The 19,381-nt window shown below is 46.6% G+C and carries 20 protein-coding genes; all 20 read left to right on the top strand.

Annotated elements, in window-relative coordinates; all coding sequences use genetic code 11:
• The first annotated feature begins 22 nt into the window (after positions 1–22).
• The 20 genes from glyA (at position 23) to G9U52_RS28830 (ending at position 19,378) form a co-directional block, all read left to right on the top strand.
• Complete coding sequence (gene glyA, locus G9U52_RS28735; RefSeq protein WP_166154140.1) at positions 23–1,270, top strand: serine hydroxymethyltransferase; 1,248 nt, start codon at positions 23–25, stop codon at positions 1,268–1,270.
• A gap of 388 nt (positions 1,271–1,658) precedes the next feature.
• Entirely contained in the window at positions 1,659–2,519 is an 861-nt protein-coding gene (locus tag G9U52_RS28740; RefSeq protein WP_243767625.1) for an ABC transporter permease, read from the top strand.
• Between the two features lie 12 nt (positions 2,520–2,531).
• Complete coding sequence (locus G9U52_RS28745; RefSeq protein WP_166154144.1) at positions 2,532–3,407, top strand: carbohydrate ABC transporter permease; 876 nt, start codon at positions 2,532–2,534, stop codon at positions 3,405–3,407.
• 33 nt (positions 3,408–3,440) lie between these two features.
• Complete coding sequence (locus G9U52_RS28750; protein WP_166154146.1) at positions 3,441–5,081, top strand: extracellular solute-binding protein; 1,641 nt, start codon at positions 3,441–3,443, stop codon at positions 5,079–5,081.
• Positions 5,082–5,222: 141 nt separating this feature from the next.
• On the top strand, positions 5,223–7,442 hold the full coding sequence (locus G9U52_RS28755; protein WP_166154148.1) for a helix-turn-helix domain-containing protein: 2,220 nt from the start codon (positions 5,223–5,225) through the stop codon (positions 7,440–7,442).
• 166 nt (positions 7,443–7,608) lie between these two features.
• The gene (upp, locus tag G9U52_RS28760; RefSeq protein WP_166154150.1) at positions 7,609–8,238 is read left to right on the top strand and encodes a uracil phosphoribosyltransferase; all 630 of its coding nucleotides are present in this window, start codon (positions 7,609–7,611) and stop codon (positions 8,236–8,238) included.
• A gap of 52 nt (positions 8,239–8,290) precedes the next feature.
• Positions 8,291–9,433 carry a non-hydrolyzing UDP-N-acetylglucosamine 2-epimerase gene (gene wecB, locus G9U52_RS28765; RefSeq protein ID WP_166154152.1) on the top strand — a complete coding sequence of 381 codons (1,143 nt, stop codon included), beginning with the start codon at positions 8,291–8,293 and terminating at the stop codon, positions 9,431–9,433.
• Between the two features lie 173 nt (positions 9,434–9,606).
• Positions 9,607–9,840 carry an AtpZ/AtpI family protein gene (locus G9U52_RS28770; protein ID WP_166154154.1) on the top strand — a complete coding sequence of 78 codons (234 nt, stop codon included), beginning with the start codon at positions 9,607–9,609 and terminating at the stop codon, positions 9,838–9,840.
• A 1-nt stretch (position 9,841) separates the two neighbouring features.
• Positions 9,842–10,207: an ATP synthase subunit I gene (locus tag G9U52_RS28775; RefSeq protein ID WP_166154156.1), complete on the top strand. Its 366-nt coding sequence runs from the start codon at positions 9,842–9,844 to the stop codon at positions 10,205–10,207.
• A gap of 25 nt (positions 10,208–10,232) precedes the next feature.
• Positions 10,233–11,006: a F0F1 ATP synthase subunit A gene (atpB, locus tag G9U52_RS28780; RefSeq protein WP_166154158.1), complete on the top strand. Its 774-nt coding sequence runs from the start codon at positions 10,233–10,235 to the stop codon at positions 11,004–11,006.
• Positions 11,007–11,118: 112 nt separating this feature from the next.
• Entirely contained in the window at positions 11,119–11,334 is a 216-nt protein-coding gene (atpE, locus tag G9U52_RS28785; protein ID WP_054796275.1) for a F0F1 ATP synthase subunit C, read from the top strand.
• An 82-nt stretch (positions 11,335–11,416) separates the two neighbouring features.
• On the top strand, positions 11,417–11,902 hold the full coding sequence (gene atpF, locus G9U52_RS28790) for a F0F1 ATP synthase subunit B (protein ID WP_166154160.1): 486 nt from the start codon (positions 11,417–11,419) through the stop codon (positions 11,900–11,902).
• Positions 11,899–12,450, top strand: coding sequence for a F0F1 ATP synthase subunit delta (locus G9U52_RS28795; protein WP_166154162.1), 552 nt, complete (start codon positions 11,899–11,901; stop codon positions 12,448–12,450). Before atpF ends, G9U52_RS28795 begins: the two co-directional genes overlap by 4 nt.
• A 16-nt stretch (positions 12,451–12,466) precedes the next feature.
• Positions 12,467–13,984 (top strand): F0F1 ATP synthase subunit alpha, encoded by a 1,518-nt coding sequence (gene atpA, locus G9U52_RS28800; RefSeq protein ID WP_166154164.1) that lies wholly within the window; start codon positions 12,467–12,469, stop codon positions 13,982–13,984.
• Between the two features lie 120 nt (positions 13,985–14,104).
• Entirely contained in the window at positions 14,105–14,965 is an 861-nt protein-coding gene (atpG, locus tag G9U52_RS28805) for an ATP synthase F1 subunit gamma (RefSeq protein ID WP_166154166.1), read from the top strand.
• Positions 14,966–15,117: 152 nt separating this feature from the next.
• Entirely contained in the window at positions 15,118–16,524 is a 1,407-nt protein-coding gene (gene atpD / locus G9U52_RS28810; RefSeq protein WP_166154168.1) for a F0F1 ATP synthase subunit beta, read from the top strand.
• Between the two features lie 101 nt (positions 16,525–16,625).
• On the top strand, positions 16,626–17,027 hold the full coding sequence (locus tag G9U52_RS28815; RefSeq protein ID WP_166154170.1) for a F0F1 ATP synthase subunit epsilon: 402 nt from the start codon (positions 16,626–16,628) through the stop codon (positions 17,025–17,027).
• A gap of 259 nt (positions 17,028–17,286) precedes the next feature.
• Positions 17,287–17,652: an NADH-quinone oxidoreductase subunit A gene (locus tag G9U52_RS28820; protein WP_166154172.1), complete on the top strand. Its 366-nt coding sequence runs from the start codon at positions 17,287–17,289 to the stop codon at positions 17,650–17,652.
• Complete coding sequence (locus G9U52_RS28825) at positions 17,637–18,155, top strand: NuoB/complex I 20 kDa subunit family protein (protein WP_166154174.1); 519 nt, start codon at positions 17,637–17,639, stop codon at positions 18,153–18,155. The genes G9U52_RS28820 and G9U52_RS28825 overlap by 16 nt, the downstream gene beginning before the upstream one ends.
• Positions 18,152–19,378 (top strand): NADH-quinone oxidoreductase subunit C, encoded by a 1,227-nt coding sequence (locus G9U52_RS28830; RefSeq protein WP_166154176.1) that lies wholly within the window; start codon positions 18,152–18,154, stop codon positions 19,376–19,378. The genes G9U52_RS28825 and G9U52_RS28830 overlap by 4 nt, the downstream gene beginning before the upstream one ends.
• Positions 19,379–19,381: the final 3 nt, after the last annotated feature.

Consider the following 19,381-nt stretch of genomic DNA (forward strand, 5'->3'; position numbering starts at 1 on the left):
CTATAATTAGGAGGATATTATAATGGACCAACTACGCAAGCAAGATCCCAAAATTGTTGAGGCTATGAATTTGGAGATTGGCCGCCAACGCGACAAAATCGAATTGATTGCATCTGAGAACTTTGTAAGTGAAGCTGTGCTTCAAGCTATGGGTACTGTATTGACGAACAAATATGCAGAAGGTTACCCAGGCAGACGTTACTATGGCGGCTGCGAATATGTGGATATTGTTGAAGATATTGCCCGCGACCGTGCCAAGGAATTGTTTGGTGCCGAGCACGCGAACGTACAGCCCCATTCCGGTGCCCAAGCGAACATGGCTGTTTACTTGGCAGCGCTGAAGCCTGGCGATACCGTGTTGGGTATGAGCCTGGCGCATGGCGGCCATTTGACGCACGGCAGTCCGGTTAATGCATCCGGCATCCTGTATAACTTCGTATCCTATGGTGTTAGAGAGAGCGATTCCCAAATTGATTACGATGAAGTCCGTAAATTAGCTTTCAAACATAAGCCCCGCATGATCGTAGCTGGAGCTAGTGCGTACCCGCGTACTATTGATTTTGAAGCTATGGGTTCAATCGCTAATGACGTTGGTGCCTTATTATTCGTCGATATGGCTCATATCGCTGGTTTGGTGGCAGCTGGCCTTCACCCGAGCCCGGTGCCGTATGCCCACTTCGTTACAACAACAACGCACAAAACGCTTCGCGGTCCACGCGGCGGCATGATCCTTTGTCGCAAGCCATGGGCAGCTGCTATCGATAAAGCTGTATTCCCAGGCACACAAGGCGGCCCGTTGATGCATATTATTGCAGCTAAAGCGGTAGCCTTTGGTGAAGCGTTGCAGCCTGAGTTCAAAACCTATGCGCAAAAGGTTGTCGATAATGCAAAAGCTTTATCCGATGCGTTAATTTCTGAGGGCATTAACCTGGTATCCGGCGGTACGGACAACCATTTAATACTGATCGACCTTCGCAATACGACCATTACTGGTAAAGAAGCTGAGCATTTGCTGGATGAGGTTGGCGTTACTGTGAATAAAAATGCGATTCCTTTCGATCCGGCTAAGCCTATGGTGACCAGTGGTGTCCGTGTAGGTACACCAGCAGCAACCTCCCGCGGCATGGATGAGGAAGCAATGAGAACAATCGCCAAGATTATCGCTTTAACCTTAAAAAACCCAACCGATGCTGCCGTGCATGAGCAGGTACGTGGTATGGTGAAAGACCTTACAGCCCAGTTCCCACTTTATCCTGGTTTGTCTTACTAATTTCCGGTTCTTAACTTTACTATAAAAGATCAGTTATATAGAAGCCTCCAAACCCGCCAAAAGCGTGGGCTTGGAGGTTTTTTGCTATCCTTTTACTTTTTAAGCTGGGCATGGAACATGGAATAACAAGAAACGTGTGGCGTGCAAAATAGGTGATTGTGCCTGGATGGGGCTTCAGTAAAAATATGTGGGGTAAATGGAAAATGGTGAATTGAATATAAGGCTCCGATCGGCTAACTTGAGGATAGGCTGCAGCCGATCCAACATGACTACTACAGAAAGGAGAGTGAAAGCCATCTCTTCGCCAATACAATCCAAAGCCACCGTGGCATCCCGCATACACTCCAGAAATTGGAACAAAAAAAGGCTCCGTCAAAACGTTCCAATTATGCTCATGTTTTTGCCGGTTGTGCTTTATTTTCTCATTTTTCGTTATGCACCTATGGGTGGGCTCATTATCGCATTCAAAAGCTATAACTTTCATGATGGCATCTGGGGGAGCCCTTGGGTTGGATTGGATAACTTCCGCTTGCTGTTTACCCAGCCCAAAATGATTGAGATTATCCGCAATACGTTTATATTAAGCTTTTTACAGGTGGTTGTCGGTTTCCCTTTTCCTGTTATGCTGGCCATTCTCCTTAACGAAGCAAGAAAAATGTGGTTTAAGCGAATCGTCCAGACCATCGTGTACCTGCCCCATTTTTTGCATTGGGTCATTATTGGAGGCCTGATTATTCTTATTTTTTCGCAGGAAAAGGGAATTATTAACCACTGGTTGGCACCATTGCTTGGAAGCTCTTTTCCGTTCCTGTATAACCCTAGCTCTTGGATCACGATTTTTGTAGGCTCGGGCATCTGGAAAAGCGCCGGCTGGAACGCGATTATATATTTAGCGGCTTTAGCGTCGATTGACCCCGCGCTTTACGAGTCAGCAGGCTTGGATGGAGCCGGAAAAATGCGGAAGATCTGGCATATCACGATTCCTTCTATTCGACCAACGATCATTATTATGTTTATTTTGTCGGTAGGCCATGTGATGGAGGTCGGCTTTGACCAAGTATATGTGCTGCAAAATTCGGTCGTTTCTAATGTGTCTGAGGTCATTTCCACTTGGAATTTCAAGGTTGGTATTAATGGAGGGCGTTTCAGCTTAGCCGCAGCTATGGGCTTTTTTGAATCCTTTGTAGGTTTATTCCTGGTTATTGCGGCTAACCGTATTGCGCGAAGATTTGACCAAGGTTTGTGGTAAGGGGGTGATAAAATGAAGGATACAAGAAGTGAGAAGTGGTTTTACATGTTCAACTATATTATCTTGTCTATCATTGCCTTAAGCTGCTTGCTGCCCTTGGTGCATTTATTCGCCTTATCGCTTAGCAGCAATGCGGCTATCGTATCCGGCAGCGTAACCCTTTGGCCGGTCGGCTGGAATATAGAGTCGTACGACAAGCTTTTCTTTGGCACACGCATTATGAGCGGATTTCAAAATAGCTTTATTATCACCATTGTGGGCACGGTGCTGAATATGATTTTTACGGTTTTTTGCGCCTATCCGTTGTCGAGAAGCTATATGTATGGCCGCAAGTTTTTCACGATGGCTATTATTTTCACGATGCTGTTTAGCGGGGGCTTGATTCCTTCATATTTGGTCATCAAATCGCTTGGGCTTATCGATACTTACGGTGCGCTCTGGCTTCCCGCTTTGGTCAGTGTATACAATATGCTTGTTATGCGTTCGTTCTTTATGGGCTTGCCCGAAGAAATTGAGGAAGCGGCACGGATCGATGGCTGCTCGGAGATGGGCCTGCTGATGCGGATTATTTTACCCTTATCGATGCCGGTAATGGCTGCCTTGGTCTTGTTTTATGCGGTATCGCATTGGAATTCATTTTTTAATGTGATGATCTACATCAATTCCACAGCCAAATATAATGTTGCGGTACTGGTCCAGCAAATGATTCAAAGCCAAACACTGCTCCAGGATGTCGCTAATCAATCGCCGGAGGACTTGAATTCGGTTACCGAGGAATCAATTAAAGCGGCGGGTGTATTCGTGATGACGGTTCCAATGTTAATTGTGTATCCTTTTTTGCAAAAATATTTTGTTAAAGGCGTGTTGATCGGATCGGTGAAGGGGTAAGCCCCAATTATCAGAAAAACAGGAGGCAAGTTTATGAATAAAAAATCCATTTATATCGTATCGGTTATTAGCTTAACCCTGACCACCGCTTTGGCAGGCTGCTCCGACAGCAAGCCCTCAGAGGGCGCCGCAGCTGGTGGCGATACGTCAAAAGCCAAAAAAAACGTCAGCCTGTCGATGTACGACCGAGGCAATATTCCTCCCGACGTAGGAACGATAGAAAAAAATCTGTGGACGGCGTGGATTCAGGAAAAAACGAATATGAACATTACATTCTCGCCCGTTCCGCGTGGGGAATCGGTGCAGAAATTTAACACCTTGTTTGCATCGGGATCGGCCCCTAACCTGATCCAGGAATATGATGGTGTGTTCCGCAATCAACTATATAACCAGAAGCAAATTATGCCCATAGATGATATGATTAATAAATATAGCACGGTTTATAAGGAACAATTAACGAAGTTTCCGCTGCTCAAAAAATTGGGCATGAAGGAAGATGGCAAGCTGTATGAATTCGGTCGTGTGCTCGGCTATGTGCCTTACCATTACTTGCTTGTCCGTGAGGATTGGTTGAAAAAGCTGAATTTGAAGGTGCCCGAAACGACGGAAGAGCTGTACCTGCTTGCGAAAGCGTTTGCTGACCAGGATCCGGACGGCAACGGCAAGAAGGATACGTTCGGCTTGAATTTAAGCACGACGAATCCTGGAAATGATCTCTGGGTGGATCACATGTTTCAAAACACGACATGGATTCTGCAGGATGGGAATTGGACGAAGGATTGGGACCGGCTTAAGGCGGCAAGCGCGTTTAAGAAAAAGCTTTTCGATGACGGGGTCATTGATAAAGACTTTTTAACGGATAAAAACGGCAAAAAGGCACAGCAGGACTTTGTGCAAGGCAAAACCGGCATCTATGGTTCGGGCGGCGGCATCCGCGGATTTTATAGCAGTGCCTACGAAACCTTGAAAAAAAATGTTCCTGATGCGAAGCTCATCGCTATTGCGTTGCCCAAAAGCGCATTTGGCCAATTTACGCCACCATTTAATCCACCTGTACAAATGACCTCAGTCGTTAATGCCAATGCTAAGGATCCGGAGGCAGTAATGAAGCTCGTTGATTTCCTAAGCTCACCTGAAATGATAAAAGCCTCTTATTTTGGCCAAGAGGGTGTCCATTATAAGGTGGAGAATGGCAAGGAAACGATCATCAGTGCTGATAAAAATAAAAATGAAGTCGATTGGCTCAGCGATTTGCGGATGGTCGGCGGCCAATATTTGTATAATGAGTTTGATACGCAAATAAAATCCTTTGACACCAGCAAGCCTGTGGAGAAAGAATTCGTTGACCTGATGAATGATGTGTACAAAATTTATATCAATAAAGAGCGGCCACTGTCCAATATTACATTAGGAAGCTATATGCCACAGCTACCGTCCGATATGGATTTTATCAATAAGACGTTGAATGATGCGACCAACCCGATTAAGGATTTATTCAACAAGGCTATCGTCAGCGGCAGTGGCTACAGTGTGGACCAGGCTGACCAGGAAGCGAAGTCGTTATGGAAGAAATCCGACGGCGATAAGCTGGAGAAGTGGTACCAGGATTGGTATGGTAAAAATAAAGACCAGCTGGTCACACAGAAGGATTTATTTGATATGAATTTCAAGTAAAAACCTCTCCATATCAAATTGAATAACCAACAAATTCCAATAGGAGCATAAGAGCTGTCGGCAGGTTTCACTGCCGGCAGCTTCTGTTCGCTTTTTCCGCTTACGAAGCAGGTTTCTACGAAAACTTGTAGGAGGTTCCCCATGAGAGCAAAAAACGCTTGGTTTTTTAAGCTGGTTACTACATATCTGCCGATTCTTTATGTGGTTGTGCTTGCACTTAGCTTCCTGTTTTTCATGACGCTGAGTGAATTATCCAACAAACAAACGGTGAAGTCTAACGAGGCTTTTACGCAATATGTGACCCAGCGGCTAGATTCCTTGCTTGAGAATATAGACCAAATCACGATCGCCGAGATCAACACCAACAATGAACTGCAAAGCTATATGTTTCAGAAATATGAGGGCAGCACTCCGTATCTATTGAATAGCACGGTTTCCAATCGCTTTAGCAAAATAAAAACGAGCTTCCCGATGATCCATTCGATTTATTTGTACCGCCTATCCGACCAAAGCATACTTAGTCTCGAATCGACGCATACCTTGGATCGGTTTCCTGACCGTGATTTTATTAGGAAAGAAATAGATACCCCGTTTTCGAGCTATTGGACGGGGAAACGGCTCTACAAGGAGTTTGAAACGCAAGCATCGACAGTTCCTGTGCTGTCCTTAGTGAAGAAGTTTCCGATGTTCACCAATCCCTATGGGATGATTGTGATTAATATTGACATTAACGCGTTTCAAACGCTTCTACAGGATATGTCCAAGCAAACCGTAAGCTATGTGAGGCTTTTCGATAAACAAGAAAATCTGTTGGCTTCGAGTTATGAACCAGGGGGGCGTGACCTGTATAAGCTCGGCTCCAGCTTCTCAGGCCTTGAGGTTCGCAGTGGACTCAAAGACGGCTACGAATACGGTATGCTATCTGATTGGTATTCCAATTGGATTATCGCAGGGATGGTTCTCGTCCTATTAGCGACGATAGGTACCATATATCTTTCCAAAAGGTATGCAAGGCCGATTGATGCAAGCGTGAACCGGATCTCGGATTTTTTTAGCAAGCAGAAAATGGATAACACCAGCCAGGACCTCTTACATTTTGTCGATTCAGCCGTTGACCAAATTATCGATTATGCGAATCGCTACCAGAGCCAAAGTGATACGAATCTGCTTTATCGAAAAAAGCACTTTTTTCATGAACTCTTGGATGGGGATCGGGATGTAGATAAAGTCGAGTTTGCCGAGGAAATGAAAAGCTTTGGTTTAAGGCCAGATGGGGTAGAATTTGCGGTGGTCTTGGTGGAGATCGACCGGATGGCGGGTTTTTTGCATAATTACACTTACAGGGACCAATATTTATTAAAGTTTGTTATTACCAATGTATTGGATGAGCTGGCTGCCGAGCAGGAGCTTGAGGTTTGGAGTGAATGGCTTACTGCGGAAACGCTGGGAGTCATATTCAGCTCGGGAAGCCAGCTTGAAGAGGTGCATTCGGAGCAAATTCGGACGATTGGCGAAAAGCTGAGGGAATGGGCGCAGACGAATCTGGATTTCACTGTAACCGTTGGCATTGGCACTACGCTTGAGCAGGTAACTGGTATTCGCAAGTCGTATCAGCAGGCTAACGAAGCGCTGCAGCATAAAACGTCCATTGGTAATAACCGGGTTATAGCTTACCAAGAAACTATCCGACAGACAGAGGTGGAGCTGTTTGATCTATTAGAGCTGATTAGGTCCATTACACAACTATATAAAAGTGGAAATGAGGATTGGCGGAAGCAGTTCGAGTATTTTTTTGCGGTACTGGGAAAAGGCGGGCATACCTCAAAGGAAATCATCAATTTAATCAATTACATGTCCTTTACGTTTACCAAGGAGCTATCTGATTTTCCGGTGGAATTCGTGGAGATGTGGAAGCAAACCGCGCTCGGGCCCATGACAGAAGCCCTCCAAACCTTCGAAACGGCAGAGGAAATTAAAAACATCTATTTAGCTGTATTAATTCAAGTCGAGGAGAGTTGGAGGGGGATTCGTGAGACACGGAATAACCGCCATCTTATTTATCAGGTGAGGCAATATATTGAGACGCATTTTGCTGATTCCAATATGTCGCTGCAATTATTGAGCGAGCAATTCGGGATGAATAAAAGCTACGTCAGCCGCATTTTCAAGGATGAATTTGGCGAAAATTTTGTGGATTTCTTGGCTGGAATCCGCATTACCCAAGCGAAGAGGATGCTTGAGGAGACACAACTGCCGATTCAGGACATCTCCGTCCAGATCGGGTACCTCCATTATTTTAGTTTTATTCGGGCATTCAAAAAGTCGATTGGGATTTCTCCCAGCGATTATCGAAAAAAATAAAGAGGGTGTCCATACTCCAAGGTGTGCGTATCTTCTACAGTCCATGAGCAGGGAACCAACGTCCAAAATGCGTAAATTAGGCTCTGCAGAAACACGCGAAACTTGTTAGGAAACCAACGGTCAGTGTGTTATAATGGACAAGATTTGGCGTAAAGGGGATCTGTGTATGGGAAAAGTATTTGTGTGCGACCATCCGCTAATACAGCATAAGCTCACTTACATTCGTGATGAATTGACCACAACCAAGGATTTTCGTGAATTAGTTGATGAAGTGTCTACCCTGATGGCTTACGAGATAACAAGAGACATTCCGCTCGAAACCATACAGGTCAAAACTCCTGTAGCCATAACCGACAGCAAGGTCATCTCCGGCAGAATGCTGGGACTGATCCCGATTTTGCGTGCAGGCCTTGGCATGGTAGATGGAATATTGAGGTTGGTGCCTGCTGCCAAAGTAGGGCATATTGGCTTATACCGCGATCCTGAAACCTTGGAGCCAGTGGAGTATTATGTAAAGCTGCCTACTGATGTGCTGGAGCGGGAATTGATTGTCATTGACCCGATGCTTGCTACTGGAGGCTCGGCCAATGCGGCCATTACGGCGTTGAAGAGCAGAGGCTGCACCCAGATGAAGCTGATGTGCTTAATTGCTGCGCCCGAAGGGATTCATGCTGTCCAGCAGATGCATCCAGATGTCGATATTTATGTAGCGGCTATCGACAATTATTTGAACGACCATGGCTATATTATCCCTGGTCTTGGTGATGCGGGCGACCGCTTGTTCGGCACCAAGTAGAGGTGCTGCTAACTGTCTTGATACTACAATATACATAGGGGGATTTCTGTCCATGGGCAAGACCAAAGTGATTACGATTTTTGGTACCCGGCCGGAGGCCATCAAGATGGCACCGCTTGTGCTGGAGCTTCAGAAACATCCGGAATTTATTGAATCAAAAGTCTGCGTTACTGCGCAGCATAGGGAATTGCTCGACCAGGTGTTGGAAACATTTCATATTACGCCTGACTATGATTTGGATGTTATGAAAGACCGCCAAACCTTGAATGAAGTCACCATCCGTGTTCTCCAAGGCATTGACCCGGTATTTCGCGAAGAAAAACCAGATCTTGTGCTCGTCCATGGGGATACCTTGACGACATTCTTGGCAAGCTATGCGGCTTTCTTGCAGCAGATCAAAGTGGGGCATGTAGAAGCAGGCTTGCGCACCTGGAACAAAATGTCGCCGTATCCCGAGGAGATGAACCGCCAATTAACGGGTGTCCTATCCGATATGCACTTTGCACCAACCGGGTTAGCTGCTGATAATCTGCGTAAGGAGAACAAGTCGGAGGCTTCGATCTTCGTCACCGGCAATACCGTCACCGACGTGTTCCAGTATACCGTTCAGCAGGATTTCACCCATCCTGTGCTGGATTGGGCAACAGGAAAACGGCTGATCCTGATGACCGCACATCGCCGTGAAGCCCAGGGAGAACCGCATCGCCAAATTTTCCGCGCTGTTCGCCGGATCGCTGATGAGTTCGAGGATATCGCGATTGTGTATCCCGTCCATCCTAGCCCAGCTGTAAGAGAGCCTGCCTATGAAATGCTGGATGGCCATCCACGTATTAAGCTAATTGATCCACTGGATGTGCTAGAGCTGCATAATTTATACCCGCATACCCACATGATTCTCACCGATTCGGGTGGGCTTCAGGAAGAAGCGCCTTCCTATGGAGTGCCTGTATTAGTTCTACGTGAAACAACGGAGCGGCCCGAAGGTATCGATGCAGGTACGCTGGAGCTTGTTGGAACCGATGAGGAGCAGGTCTATAGCCGCGCCAAAGCTTTGCTCACCGACAGCACGTTATATGCAAAAATGAGCCAAGCAGCCAACCCTTATGGGGATGGAAAAGCGTCGGAGCGGATTGTCCAAGCCATCCTTTACCAGTTTGGCCATAGCGCAAGCAAGCCAGAATCGTTTCAACCGTGACGAAATCATGACAAAGTCAAGACCGTACAGTTGTACTGTTTGGTTTGATATTATGGAATCCCTTGCTGTATAAGGGTTTTCGTGTAATGTCCCAGAATTAATTGGCTTTCTTTTCAATTGACAAATGAAGCCAACCTTCGATAAAATAAATGAGGATTGTAAGGGTGTAGTCTATGAGTCCAAAAGATCCGTATGATCAACCTTGGCGCGCCGCTGCTTTAGTCAGTGCACTTGGAATCGAAGTTGTCCTTTGTATAGGGTTAGGGTATTGGGCAGGAAGCATAGCTGGCAAACAATTTGGCGATGTGAAGACTTGGATAATCGGAGGCGTATTGGTAGGTTTTGCTATCGGTATCGCGACGGTCGTTCTGGTACTAAAAAAGTTACTGGAGGACAAGAAGGAATAACATGAGTGATCAGTTAAAGCCTATCGTTCGAGCCGCATTGTTGTTTGTGTCTGTTGTGCTGATTGTTTGGGTGCTGGTACCTGGTTACAGGACTTATGCTGCCGGATTTCTGCTTGGAATGCTGGTCAGCCTAATTAATGCTTGGATTCTCATGATTAAAATTGATGCGTTTACTCGGAACATTACGGAGAAAACGGAGAAACGGGGCAATCTGGGAACGCTTTCCAGAGTTTGCATGGCTCTTATTGCAGTGATGTGCGCTGTAAAGATACCGCAAATTGACCTTGTCTTCACTATAATTGGATTATTCTTCGTCCAGATGGTGACACTTGTGAGAGGCTTGTTTTTTAGCAAGAACAGTTCTTAATGCATGGAAAGGAGGAAAATGTTAAATGCATGAGTTTCCGGTATTACAGCTTGGTGGATTGAATATCGATATTTCCAGCTTTTTGGGGATCACGGTTTCCTGCGTAATCGTGTTCATTTTGGCGCGGCTATCTGTAAGAAGCTTGTCTGTCACTAGTCCTACCCGCATGCAAAACTTTATGGAATGGGTTATAGAGTTCGTTCATGGGCTCATTGCCAGCACCATGCCACTCAAAAAGGTGAGACCGTTTGTAACGCTGGGCTTGACATTAATTATGTTCATTTTTGTATCCAATCTGCTGGGTCTTCCGTTTGGTATTGTTACCACACACGAGCAACCAGTTACATGGTTTGGATATACAGTTGTTTCCGAGGAAATGATCAAAAATGCACATGGTGAACATGGAGCAGAGGTTGCTTGGTGGAAGTCGCCAACAGCGGATGTGTCGGTTACCTTTGGATTAGCGACCATTGTATTTGTATTAACACATTATTTGGGACTTAAAACAAACAGGAAGCATTATTTAAAACATTATTTCGAACCGTTCTGGTTCTTCTTCCCTCTAAATTTGATTAAAGAGATTTCCAAGCCACTAACACTTGGGCTGCGTTTGTACGCAAATATTTTTGCGGGTGAAGTGTTGATTGCCACGATCTTGATGGCTGGAGTTTTTGGAACGCCGCTTCTGGTTGCATGGCAGGGCTTCAGTATTTTCGTAGGTGCCATTCAAGCTTTTCTGTTCACCATACTTACCATGGTTTACATCTCACAGGCTACTGTACACGAAGAGAACCACTAGTTTTTTACAAGCTTAATCACCATAATGCTATGAAATCATGAATGCTAGATTGGGATTAAGATCACATACAACGATAAACAAATCTAATAATAGTTCTGAGGAGGATTTTACAATGGAATTTTTGGCAGCAGCTTTGGCAATCGGTTTAGGAGCACTAGGTGCAGGTATCGGTAATGGTATGATCGTTAGTAAAACAGTTGAAGGGATTTCCCGTCAGCCTGAACTTCGTGGTACTTTGCAAACAACTATGTTTATCGGTGTAGGTATCGTTGAGGTAGTTCCAATTATCGGCGTAGTACTTGGATTTCTAATCTTCTTTGGTGCTTAATCTATGACGACTAGGTCGGCGCGGAAAGCCTAAGCTGTCCACGCCTTCGTTTTGCCTGAAATCACTGAAAGGAGTGGCTTAGATGGGTTTGCATTGGGAATCGTTTGTATATGCGATCGTTGCATTTGGTGTTTTATATTTGCTATTGAATAAATATGCTTTTGGGCCTCTGTTGGGAATCATGGAAGAACGTAAACGTCTAATATCCGAGCAGATCACAACAACTGAACAAAACCGTCTTCAATCCGAGCAGCTGCTTGCCGAGCAAAAACAAGCCTTGCAAGCGGTTAGACAGGAATCGCAAGAAATTATTGAACGTGCACATAAAATTAGTGCCAAGCAAGGCGAAGAAATTGTTGGTATCGCCAAGGATGAAGCGGCTCGCTTTAAGAACGAAGCCGTCAAGGATATTGAGAACGAAAAGAATAAAGCCATCATTGCGTTGCGCGGCCAAGTAAGTGCAATGTCTGTCATGATTGCTTCGAAAATTATTGAGAAGCAAATTGATGAGAAGTCTCAGGAACAATTGATTGAACACTACTTGCAAGAAGTAGGGGGCAATCAATGAGTCAAGACACAATCGCAGCCAACAGATACGCGAAAGCCTTGTTTGAAGTAGCACGTGAACAACAGCGGGTTACCCAAGTGGAGCAGGAGCTCGGCCACATCATCACCGTTTTTAGAAATAATGTGGAATTGAGCAAGCTGATCAAGCATCCAGGCATCGGGGATGATGTGAAAATCGGGCTGATCAAGAAGATCTTTGAATCGGATGTTTCAAAAGCGGTGCTGCAAGCACTATTGCTTCTGATCGAAAGAGGAAGAGAAGGACTGCTTGAGGCTTTTGTGAATGCTTATATAAAAATTGCCGATGCCTCGCTTAGTCAAGCGAATGCCATCGTGTATACACCTGTCAGCTTGACCCAAGAAGAACTGAGCGGTATTGCAGCTTCTTTTGGCAACTTAACAGGCAAACATATCCGTGTTGAATCGGTTATCGATAAAAGCTTGCTCGGCGGTATTAAAGTTCGTATCGGCGACCGTCTATATGATGGCAGCTTATCTGGTAAGCTGGAGCGGTTACAGAAATCGTTGAATCAAACTCAAGCACTGTAGATAGGGGTGAGGAAGTATGAGTATCAGACCGGAAGAAATCAGTACGCTGATCAAACAGCAAATTGAACAATATAAATCCGATATTGAAGTCGTTGACGTAGGTACGGTTATTACTGTCGGTGATGGTGTTGCTCGTGCACACGGGCTTGAGAATGTTATGGCGGGAGAACTGCTTGAGTTCCCCAATGGTGTTCTTGGATACGCCTTTAACTTGGAGGAAAGCAATGTAGGTATCGTAATCCTCGGAGCTTTCACGGATATTCGTGAAGGCGACCAAGTTAAACGTACTGGTAAAATCGTTGAAGTCCCTGTAGGCGAGCAATTGATAGGCCGCGTAGTTAATGCGCTTGGCTTGCCAATTGACGGCAATGGGCCGCTTAACACAACTAGCACACGTCCGGTTGAATCTCCGGCTCCGGGTGTTATGGATCGTAAATCGGTTTTCGAGCCGATGCAAACCGGTATTAAAGCGATTGATGCTATGATTCCTGTTGGCCGCGGCCAACGTGAGTTAATCATCGGTGACCGCCAAACGGGTAAAACGGCCATCGCCATTGATACCATCATTAACCAAAAGGGTAATGGGGTTAAATGTATCTATGTAGCTATCGGACAAAAGCAATCTACGGTAGTTAACGTTGTAGAAACCTTGCGCCGTGCTGGAGCCATGGATTATACTATCGTCGTTTCAGCAAGTGCTTCCGAGCCTGCTTCGATGTTGTGGTTGGCTCCATATGCGGGCTGCGCAATGGGTGAATATTTCATGTACAAAGGCGAGCACGTGCTGATCGTATATGACGATTTGTCCAAGCAAGCGGCAGCATACCGTGAGATGTCCTTGTTGCTTCGCCGTCCACCGGGTCGGGAAGCTTATCCAGGGGACGTTTTCTACCTGCATTCCCGTTTATTAGAGCGTTCAGCGAAGCTGAGTGATGCCTTAGGCGGCGGTTCGATCACAGCTCTTCCGTTCATTGAAACGCAAGCTGGTGACGTATCTGCCTATATTCCAACGAATGTTATCTCGATTACGGACGGACAGATTTTCTTGGAAGCGGATCTGTTCTACTCCGGTCAACGTCCAGCTGTTAACGTAGGTATCTCCGTATCCCGGGTAGGTAGCTCCGCACAAATTAAAGCGATGAAAAAGGTTGCCGGTACGCTGAAGACTGACCTCGCGCAATATCGCGAGCTTGCTGCGTTCGCTGCGTTTGGTTCCGATTTGGATAAAGCTACACAAACTCGTTTGAACCGTGGTGTCCGCACACTGGAGATTCTGAAGCAAGGCGTTCACCAACCGCTATCTGTTGAAAAACAAGTGGTTTCGATCTACACGGTTGTCAGAGGCCATCTCGATGAGACGCCTGTACAAGACATCGTCCGTTTTGAAGCTGAATTCCTAGCCTTCATGGACGCTGAACATCCAGAGATTCTTCAAAGTATCCGTGATACCAAAGATTTGACAGCGGATAACGAGAAGGCATTGAAGGATGCGATCCAGCAATTCCAAAGAGGCTTCGCTACGACAACTGTATAATAGTAATGAACAAGAGCTTCTCTTCTATGAGAAGCTCGGCGTTCCATTTTAATCTTATATCAGGCTTTTCGAGTGAAGGCTTTTCTTGAGCAGAGAAGCAACGAGTGAGAGGTGACCAAGATGGCAAAAGGAATGCGCGAAGTTAAGCGCCAGATCAAATCTGTACAGAATACCAAGCAAATTACGAAGGCGATGGAAATGGTTGCCGCGTCGAGGTTGAGAAGAGCACAGGCAGCAGCCGAAGCTTCACGCCCGTATACGGATAAGCTTAAGGAAGTAGTATCCAGTATCGCGGCGGGCAGCAAAGGACTTAAACACCCGATGCTGCAAAGTCGCGAGGTCAAGAAGACCGGATATCTTGTTGTAACATCCGACCGTGGTTTGGCTGGCGGTTATAACGCCAACGTATTGCGCAGAGTGATGCAAGAGATTAAAGAAAATCACAAATCGCCTAGTGAGTATGTGATTTTTGTGATCGGTCGTAGGGGCAGGGATTATTTCCGCCAACGTAACATCAGTGTTGCTGAAGAGGTAACCGGTGTACCGGACACTCCGCGCTTTGCAGATATTAAAGAAATCGCAGCTGCAGCAGTTAAGAGCTTCGAGAATGGCTCTTGCGACAAGCTATGCTTGGTATATAGCCGCTTTATTAATGCCATTACCCAAGAGCCCATGATTAAGCAGCTTTTGCCAATGGAAGTTATGAGTGAAGCGGTAGTAACTGCTGATTATGAGTACGAGCCGTCAGCTGAAGGTGTACTCGAAGTATTGCTTCCTAAATATGCCGAGACCTTGATCTACAGCGCTGTATTAGAAGGCAAAGCTAGCGAGTTCGGTGCTAGAATGACAGCTATGAACAGTGCTACGAAAAATGCTACGAAGATGATCGGTTCATTAACACTGGTTTACAACCGTGCACGCCAAGCAGCTATCACACAGGAAATTTCAGAGATTGTTGCTGGTGCAAACGCGCAAAGCTAATAAATATTGAACAGAGAATCGCTTTCTATGGATGTTAGGTCGGTGGAATTCCGGTACAACTCTTGGGAAGTGGCTCAAAGTTTTACTGAGGCTACATTCAGTTCATGCTTACGAAGTGGCTTTATTCCATAAAGCTTTAGGAGGAGAAAACATTGAGCAAAGGGCGCGTTGTGAATATAACAGGGCCGGTTGTCGACATCGAGTTCGAACGTGGGCAGCTCCCTGAGATTTTGAATGCAATCACAATTGATAAAAAAGCGACAACTGCTGGCGGACTGGACATCAAGTTGACAGTTGAGGTTGCAGTGCATTTGGGCGACAATTTGGTTCGTTGCGTCGCTATGTCAACTACAGACGGTTTGGTTCGTGGTACAGAAGCGATCGATACAGGCGCAGCTATCTCGGTACCTGTAGGTGCAGCAACATTAGGACGTGTATTTAACGTATTGGGTAACCCAATCGACAACAATGGTGAAATTGACCGTACATTAACGAACCCAATTCACAGAAATGCACCAGCATTTGAGGAATTGTCGACGCAGGCCGAAATTTTGGTGACAGGAATCAAGGTTATCGACTTGATGGCTCCTTATGTTAAAGGCGGTAAAATTGGTCTGTTCGGTGGTGCCGGTGTTGGTAAAACGGTAACATTGCAGGAATTAATTCATAATATTGCTTCCGAGTTGGGCGGTATTTCCGTATTCGCCGGCGTAGGAGAAAGAACACGTGAAGGTAATGACCTGTATCATGAGATGCAAGAATCTGGCGTTATTGACAAGACCGCGATGGTTTTCGGTCAAATGAACGAACCACCAGGTGCGCGTCTTCGTGTAGCTTTGACGGGCTTGACGATGGCTGAATATTTCCGTGACGAAGAAGGTCGTGATGTGCTTCTGCTGATCGATAACATATTCCGCTTTACTCAAGCGGGATCTGAGGTATCTGCGCTTCTTGGCCGTATGCCTTCCGCAGTAGGTTACCAGCCGACGCTGGCAACTGAAATGGGTCAATTGCAAGAACGTATTACTTCAACTAAAAAAGGCTCTGTAACTTCGATCCAAGCGATCTATGTTCCAGCGGATGACTATACGGATCCTGCTCCTGCAACGGCGTTTGCCCACTTGGATGCAACGACGAACTTGGAGCGTAATATTGCGGCTATGGGTATCTTCCCTGCCGTAGATCCACTCGCATCTTCATCCCGGATCTTGACGCCGGAAATTGTTGGCGAAGAGCACTATAATGTAGCGCAAGGCGTTAAGCAAACCTTGCAGCGGTATAAAGAGCTGCTTGATATTATTGCGATCTTAGGTATGGACGAATTGTCTGAGGAAGACAGACTAACCGTGCACCGCGCAAGACGTATTCAATTATTTTTTGCTCAACCGCTTCATGTAGCCGAAGCGTTTAACGGTATTCCTGGATTGTATGTTCCTATTAAAGAAACAGTGCGCAGCTTTAAGGAAATTCTTGAAGGTAAGCATGACAATCTTCCGGAGCCGGCATTCCATAATGTGGGTGCAATTGAACAAGCGATTGAAAAAGCAAAAACGATGTAAGTTCGCATAAGCGGACTGAATGTATGCTTACGAAGTAAGTTTGCGTACGCAAACCATGCGAATTAAAGCTTTCCATACGAAAGCTTTTAGGAGGAGTCCAAGTGAGTACTTTCTTACTGGAAATTGTTACCCCTGAACGCAAAGTGTATGCCGAGCAGGTGGACATGATTAGCGTGAAGGGTACAGAAGGAGAGCTTGGTATTCTGCCGAACCATATTCCTTTGGTTACTGCCCTAAAAGTGGCACCGGTTATCATCAAGCAAAGCGGCAAACAGCATTATCTTGCGGTGAACGGTGGCTTTTTGGAAGTCCGAAAGGATAAAGTGGTTATATTGGCAGAAAGTGCCGAGTTGCCGGAACAAATTGATGTGATCCGTGCCAATGAGGCCAAAACGCGTGCTGAGCAGCGTCTAAACTCTAAGCAGGATGCTATCGATTTTAAACGTGCGGAGCTAGCTTTGCAAAGAGCAATGAATCGAATTAACGTTTCTGGTAAATCATAAGCAAGCAATAGAAACGAAGGAGCGAAAGTTCCTTCGTTTTTTTGCTATAAAGATTATTAGTTAGACACCTATTCAGGCTTTTGATATAATTGTGTGGCATATATTAACATAAGTTATGTGCGTGATAAGGTTTATGTATGAAGGGTTCACGAAGACGACTTGGGTGCGCTTACAATCCAAATGAACGAGCCTTTCAACTAAATCAGTCAGCATGTATCGAAGCAGATCATCACATTAGTTTGGGGGCGAGCCGTTCACGATGTATATGAATAATTACGTGGTCGTAGCTATTTTTCTCATGCTTGGAGTATTGCTTCCTATCGTAGCGCTTTCGTTTGGCAAATTATTGCGCCCTAATAAACCGATGGAAGCGAAGTATACCACTTATGAAAGTGGTAATGAACCTGTTGGCGGCAGCCATGTTCGTTTTAATATCAGGTATTATTTATTCGCGCTTATGTTTGTTATTTTCGATGTGGAAACGGTGTTTTTGTACCCGTGGGCCGTAGCTTTCAAGCAACTCGGCTTGTTTGCTGTTGTAGAAATGGGGATTTTTGTTGCTTTACTAGTCGTTGGATTAATTTATGCCTGGAAGAAGAAGGTGCTGCAATGGATCTCTCTTTAGAATCAATTAGTCCGGAGGAAAGGGAAGAGCTGGACCGCAACGTATTTATGACCACGCTTGAGCAAGTCAAGGCTTGGGCCAGAAGCAATTCTTTATGGCCACTGACCTTCGGTTTGGCTTGCTGTGCGATTGAAATGATGGGAGCGGGCGGTTCCCATTACGATTTAGATCGTTTTGGCGTCATATTCCGCACATCACCTAGACAATCAGATGTGATGATTGTAGCAGGTACCGTAACCAAGAAGATGGCACCCTTACTTCGACGCTTGTATGACCAGATGCCAGAGCCCAAATGGGTAATTGCGATGGGCTCCTGTGCCACCGCCGGTGGACCCTATGTGAAATCTTATGCAGTGGTAAAGGGCGTAGATCAAGTGGTTCCGGTAGATGTTTATATTCCGGGCTGTCCACCAAACCCGGCGGCATTGATCTATGGCATTAACAAGCTGCAGGAGAAAATTCGGTATGAGGCGAAAACCGGCAAGCAGGTGACAAGTCGATGAGTGATGAGTTTAAAAAGGATAGCCCGGAACCAGGGGCAGCGAAGGAAGCAGAAGGCGCTGCCGTGAAGCCGGATGGTACTGGCAGTGCTACGCCAAGTGCCGAATTGTCAGGGGGCCCTGGCTCAGGTGCAGACAGGCCAAGCGCTGATGCTCAAACGGGCGAAGCGAAGCCAGGCGCAGCCGGAGCAGCTCCGCTGGATGCGGAGGCAGCAGCCAAGGCGAAGGCTGATGCTGAGGCGCGCGAAGCGAGGGCGATAGCACGAGCGCTGCGCAAGGGCACGCCGTTGCCAACGGCAAGCGCCGGAGTGGGAAGTGCCGACGCAGGCGGCGCAGCTGTATCGGACGCAGTTGCCCCAGCAGCCGGGGCGCCAGGTGGCGCCGTGTCAGGCGAAGGTGCACCAAGTGTGGCGGCAGCGAGCGGCGAAGCGACGCCAGGCGCAGCCGGAGCAGCTCCGCTGGAAGCGGAGGCGGCAGCAAAGGCGAAGGCTGACGCTGAGGCGCGCGAAGCCAGGGCGATAGCGCGAGCGCTGCGCAAGGGCACGCCGCTGCCAACGGCAGGCTCGGGAGCCGACGCGCCAAGTGGCGCCGCAGTGCCGGGTGCCGCTGCCCCGGCAGCCGGTTCGGCACCGCTTGACGCGGAGGCGGAAGCCAAAGCGAAGGCAGCGGCTGAAGCCCGTGCAGCCCGTGCCTCTGCAAGAGGCAAAAAGCCGGAGGGCGAGGATGATGGCGCCCCGAAGGTGCCTTCGCCGATGCAGCCCCGGCTGGACCATCTGGTCAAGCTGATCAAGGAACAGATTGGCGAAACAGCCATTGAAGAGGCTTTTATTAATGAAAGAGATGCCCATCTGCCCTATATCGTGGTCAAGAATGAGCATTGGGCTCGTGTCGCGCTGTTGTTGAAGCAGCATTGCGAGCTAAAGCTGAACTACTTGCGTAATGTATCAGGCATTGATCAAGAGACCCATATGGAGGTCGCTTATCATTTGCTTGCCATAGATACCAAATATGAGGTATGTGTGAAGGTAAAGACCTCACGTGAAACACCTTCCATTGCCTCCGTTGCTTTAATTTGGCCTACAGCCAATTGGAATGAACGTGAAATTTATGATTTATTAGGTATTGATTTTCCCGGACATCCGGACTTAAGAAGAATAATGATGTCTGACGATTGGGTTGGCCATCCGCTGCGTAAAGACTATGAAGCGCTTGATCCGGAGGTGTAGGAG

This window comes from Paenibacillus agricola (assembly GCF_011440305.1).
Classification (GTDB): Bacteria; Bacillota; Bacilli; order Paenibacillales; family NBRC-103111; genus Paenibacillus_S; species Paenibacillus_S agricola.

Excerpts from the sequence above, each read along its gene's own strand:
- glyA (WP_166154140.1), top strand. The coding sequence starts at position 23 with ATGGACCAACTACGCAAGCAAGATCCCAAAATTGTTGAGGCTATGAAT.
- G9U52_RS28740 (WP_243767625.1), top strand. The coding sequence starts at position 1,659 with ATGCTCATGTTTTTGCCGGTTGTGCTTTATTTTCTCATTTTTCGTTAT.
- G9U52_RS28745 (WP_166154144.1), top strand. The coding sequence starts at position 2,532 with ATGAAGGATACAAGAAGTGAGAAGTGGTTTTACATGTTCAACTATATT.
- G9U52_RS28750 (WP_166154146.1), top strand. The coding sequence starts at position 3,441 with ATGAATAAAAAATCCATTTATATCGTATCGGTTATTAGCTTAACCCTG.
- G9U52_RS28755 (WP_166154148.1), top strand. The coding sequence starts at position 5,223 with ATGAGAGCAAAAAACGCTTGGTTTTTTAAGCTGGTTACTACATATCTG.
- upp (WP_166154150.1), top strand. The coding sequence starts at position 7,609 with ATGGGAAAAGTATTTGTGTGCGACCATCCGCTAATACAGCATAAGCTC.
- wecB (WP_166154152.1), top strand. The coding sequence starts at position 8,291 with ATGGGCAAGACCAAAGTGATTACGATTTTTGGTACCCGGCCGGAGGCC.
- G9U52_RS28770 (WP_166154154.1), top strand. The coding sequence starts at position 9,607 with ATGAGTCCAAAAGATCCGTATGATCAACCTTGGCGCGCCGCTGCTTTA.
- G9U52_RS28775 (WP_166154156.1), top strand. The coding sequence starts at position 9,842 with ATGAGTGATCAGTTAAAGCCTATCGTTCGAGCCGCATTGTTGTTTGTG.
- atpB (WP_166154158.1), top strand. The coding sequence starts at position 10,233 with ATGCATGAGTTTCCGGTATTACAGCTTGGTGGATTGAATATCGATATT.
- atpE (WP_054796275.1), top strand. The coding sequence starts at position 11,119 with ATGGAATTTTTGGCAGCAGCTTTGGCAATCGGTTTAGGAGCACTAGGT.
- atpF (WP_166154160.1), top strand. The coding sequence starts at position 11,417 with ATGGGTTTGCATTGGGAATCGTTTGTATATGCGATCGTTGCATTTGGT.
- G9U52_RS28795 (WP_166154162.1), top strand. The coding sequence starts at position 11,899 with ATGAGTCAAGACACAATCGCAGCCAACAGATACGCGAAAGCCTTGTTT.
- atpA (WP_166154164.1), top strand. The coding sequence starts at position 12,467 with ATGAGTATCAGACCGGAAGAAATCAGTACGCTGATCAAACAGCAAATT.
- atpG (WP_166154166.1), top strand. The coding sequence starts at position 14,105 with ATGGCAAAAGGAATGCGCGAAGTTAAGCGCCAGATCAAATCTGTACAG.
- G9U52_RS28820 (WP_166154172.1), top strand. The coding sequence starts at position 17,287 with ATGTATATGAATAATTACGTGGTCGTAGCTATTTTTCTCATGCTTGGA.
- G9U52_RS28825 (WP_166154174.1), top strand. The coding sequence starts at position 17,637 with ATGGATCTCTCTTTAGAATCAATTAGTCCGGAGGAAAGGGAAGAGCTG.
- G9U52_RS28830 (WP_166154176.1), top strand. The coding sequence starts at position 18,152 with ATGAGTGATGAGTTTAAAAAGGATAGCCCGGAACCAGGGGCAGCGAAG.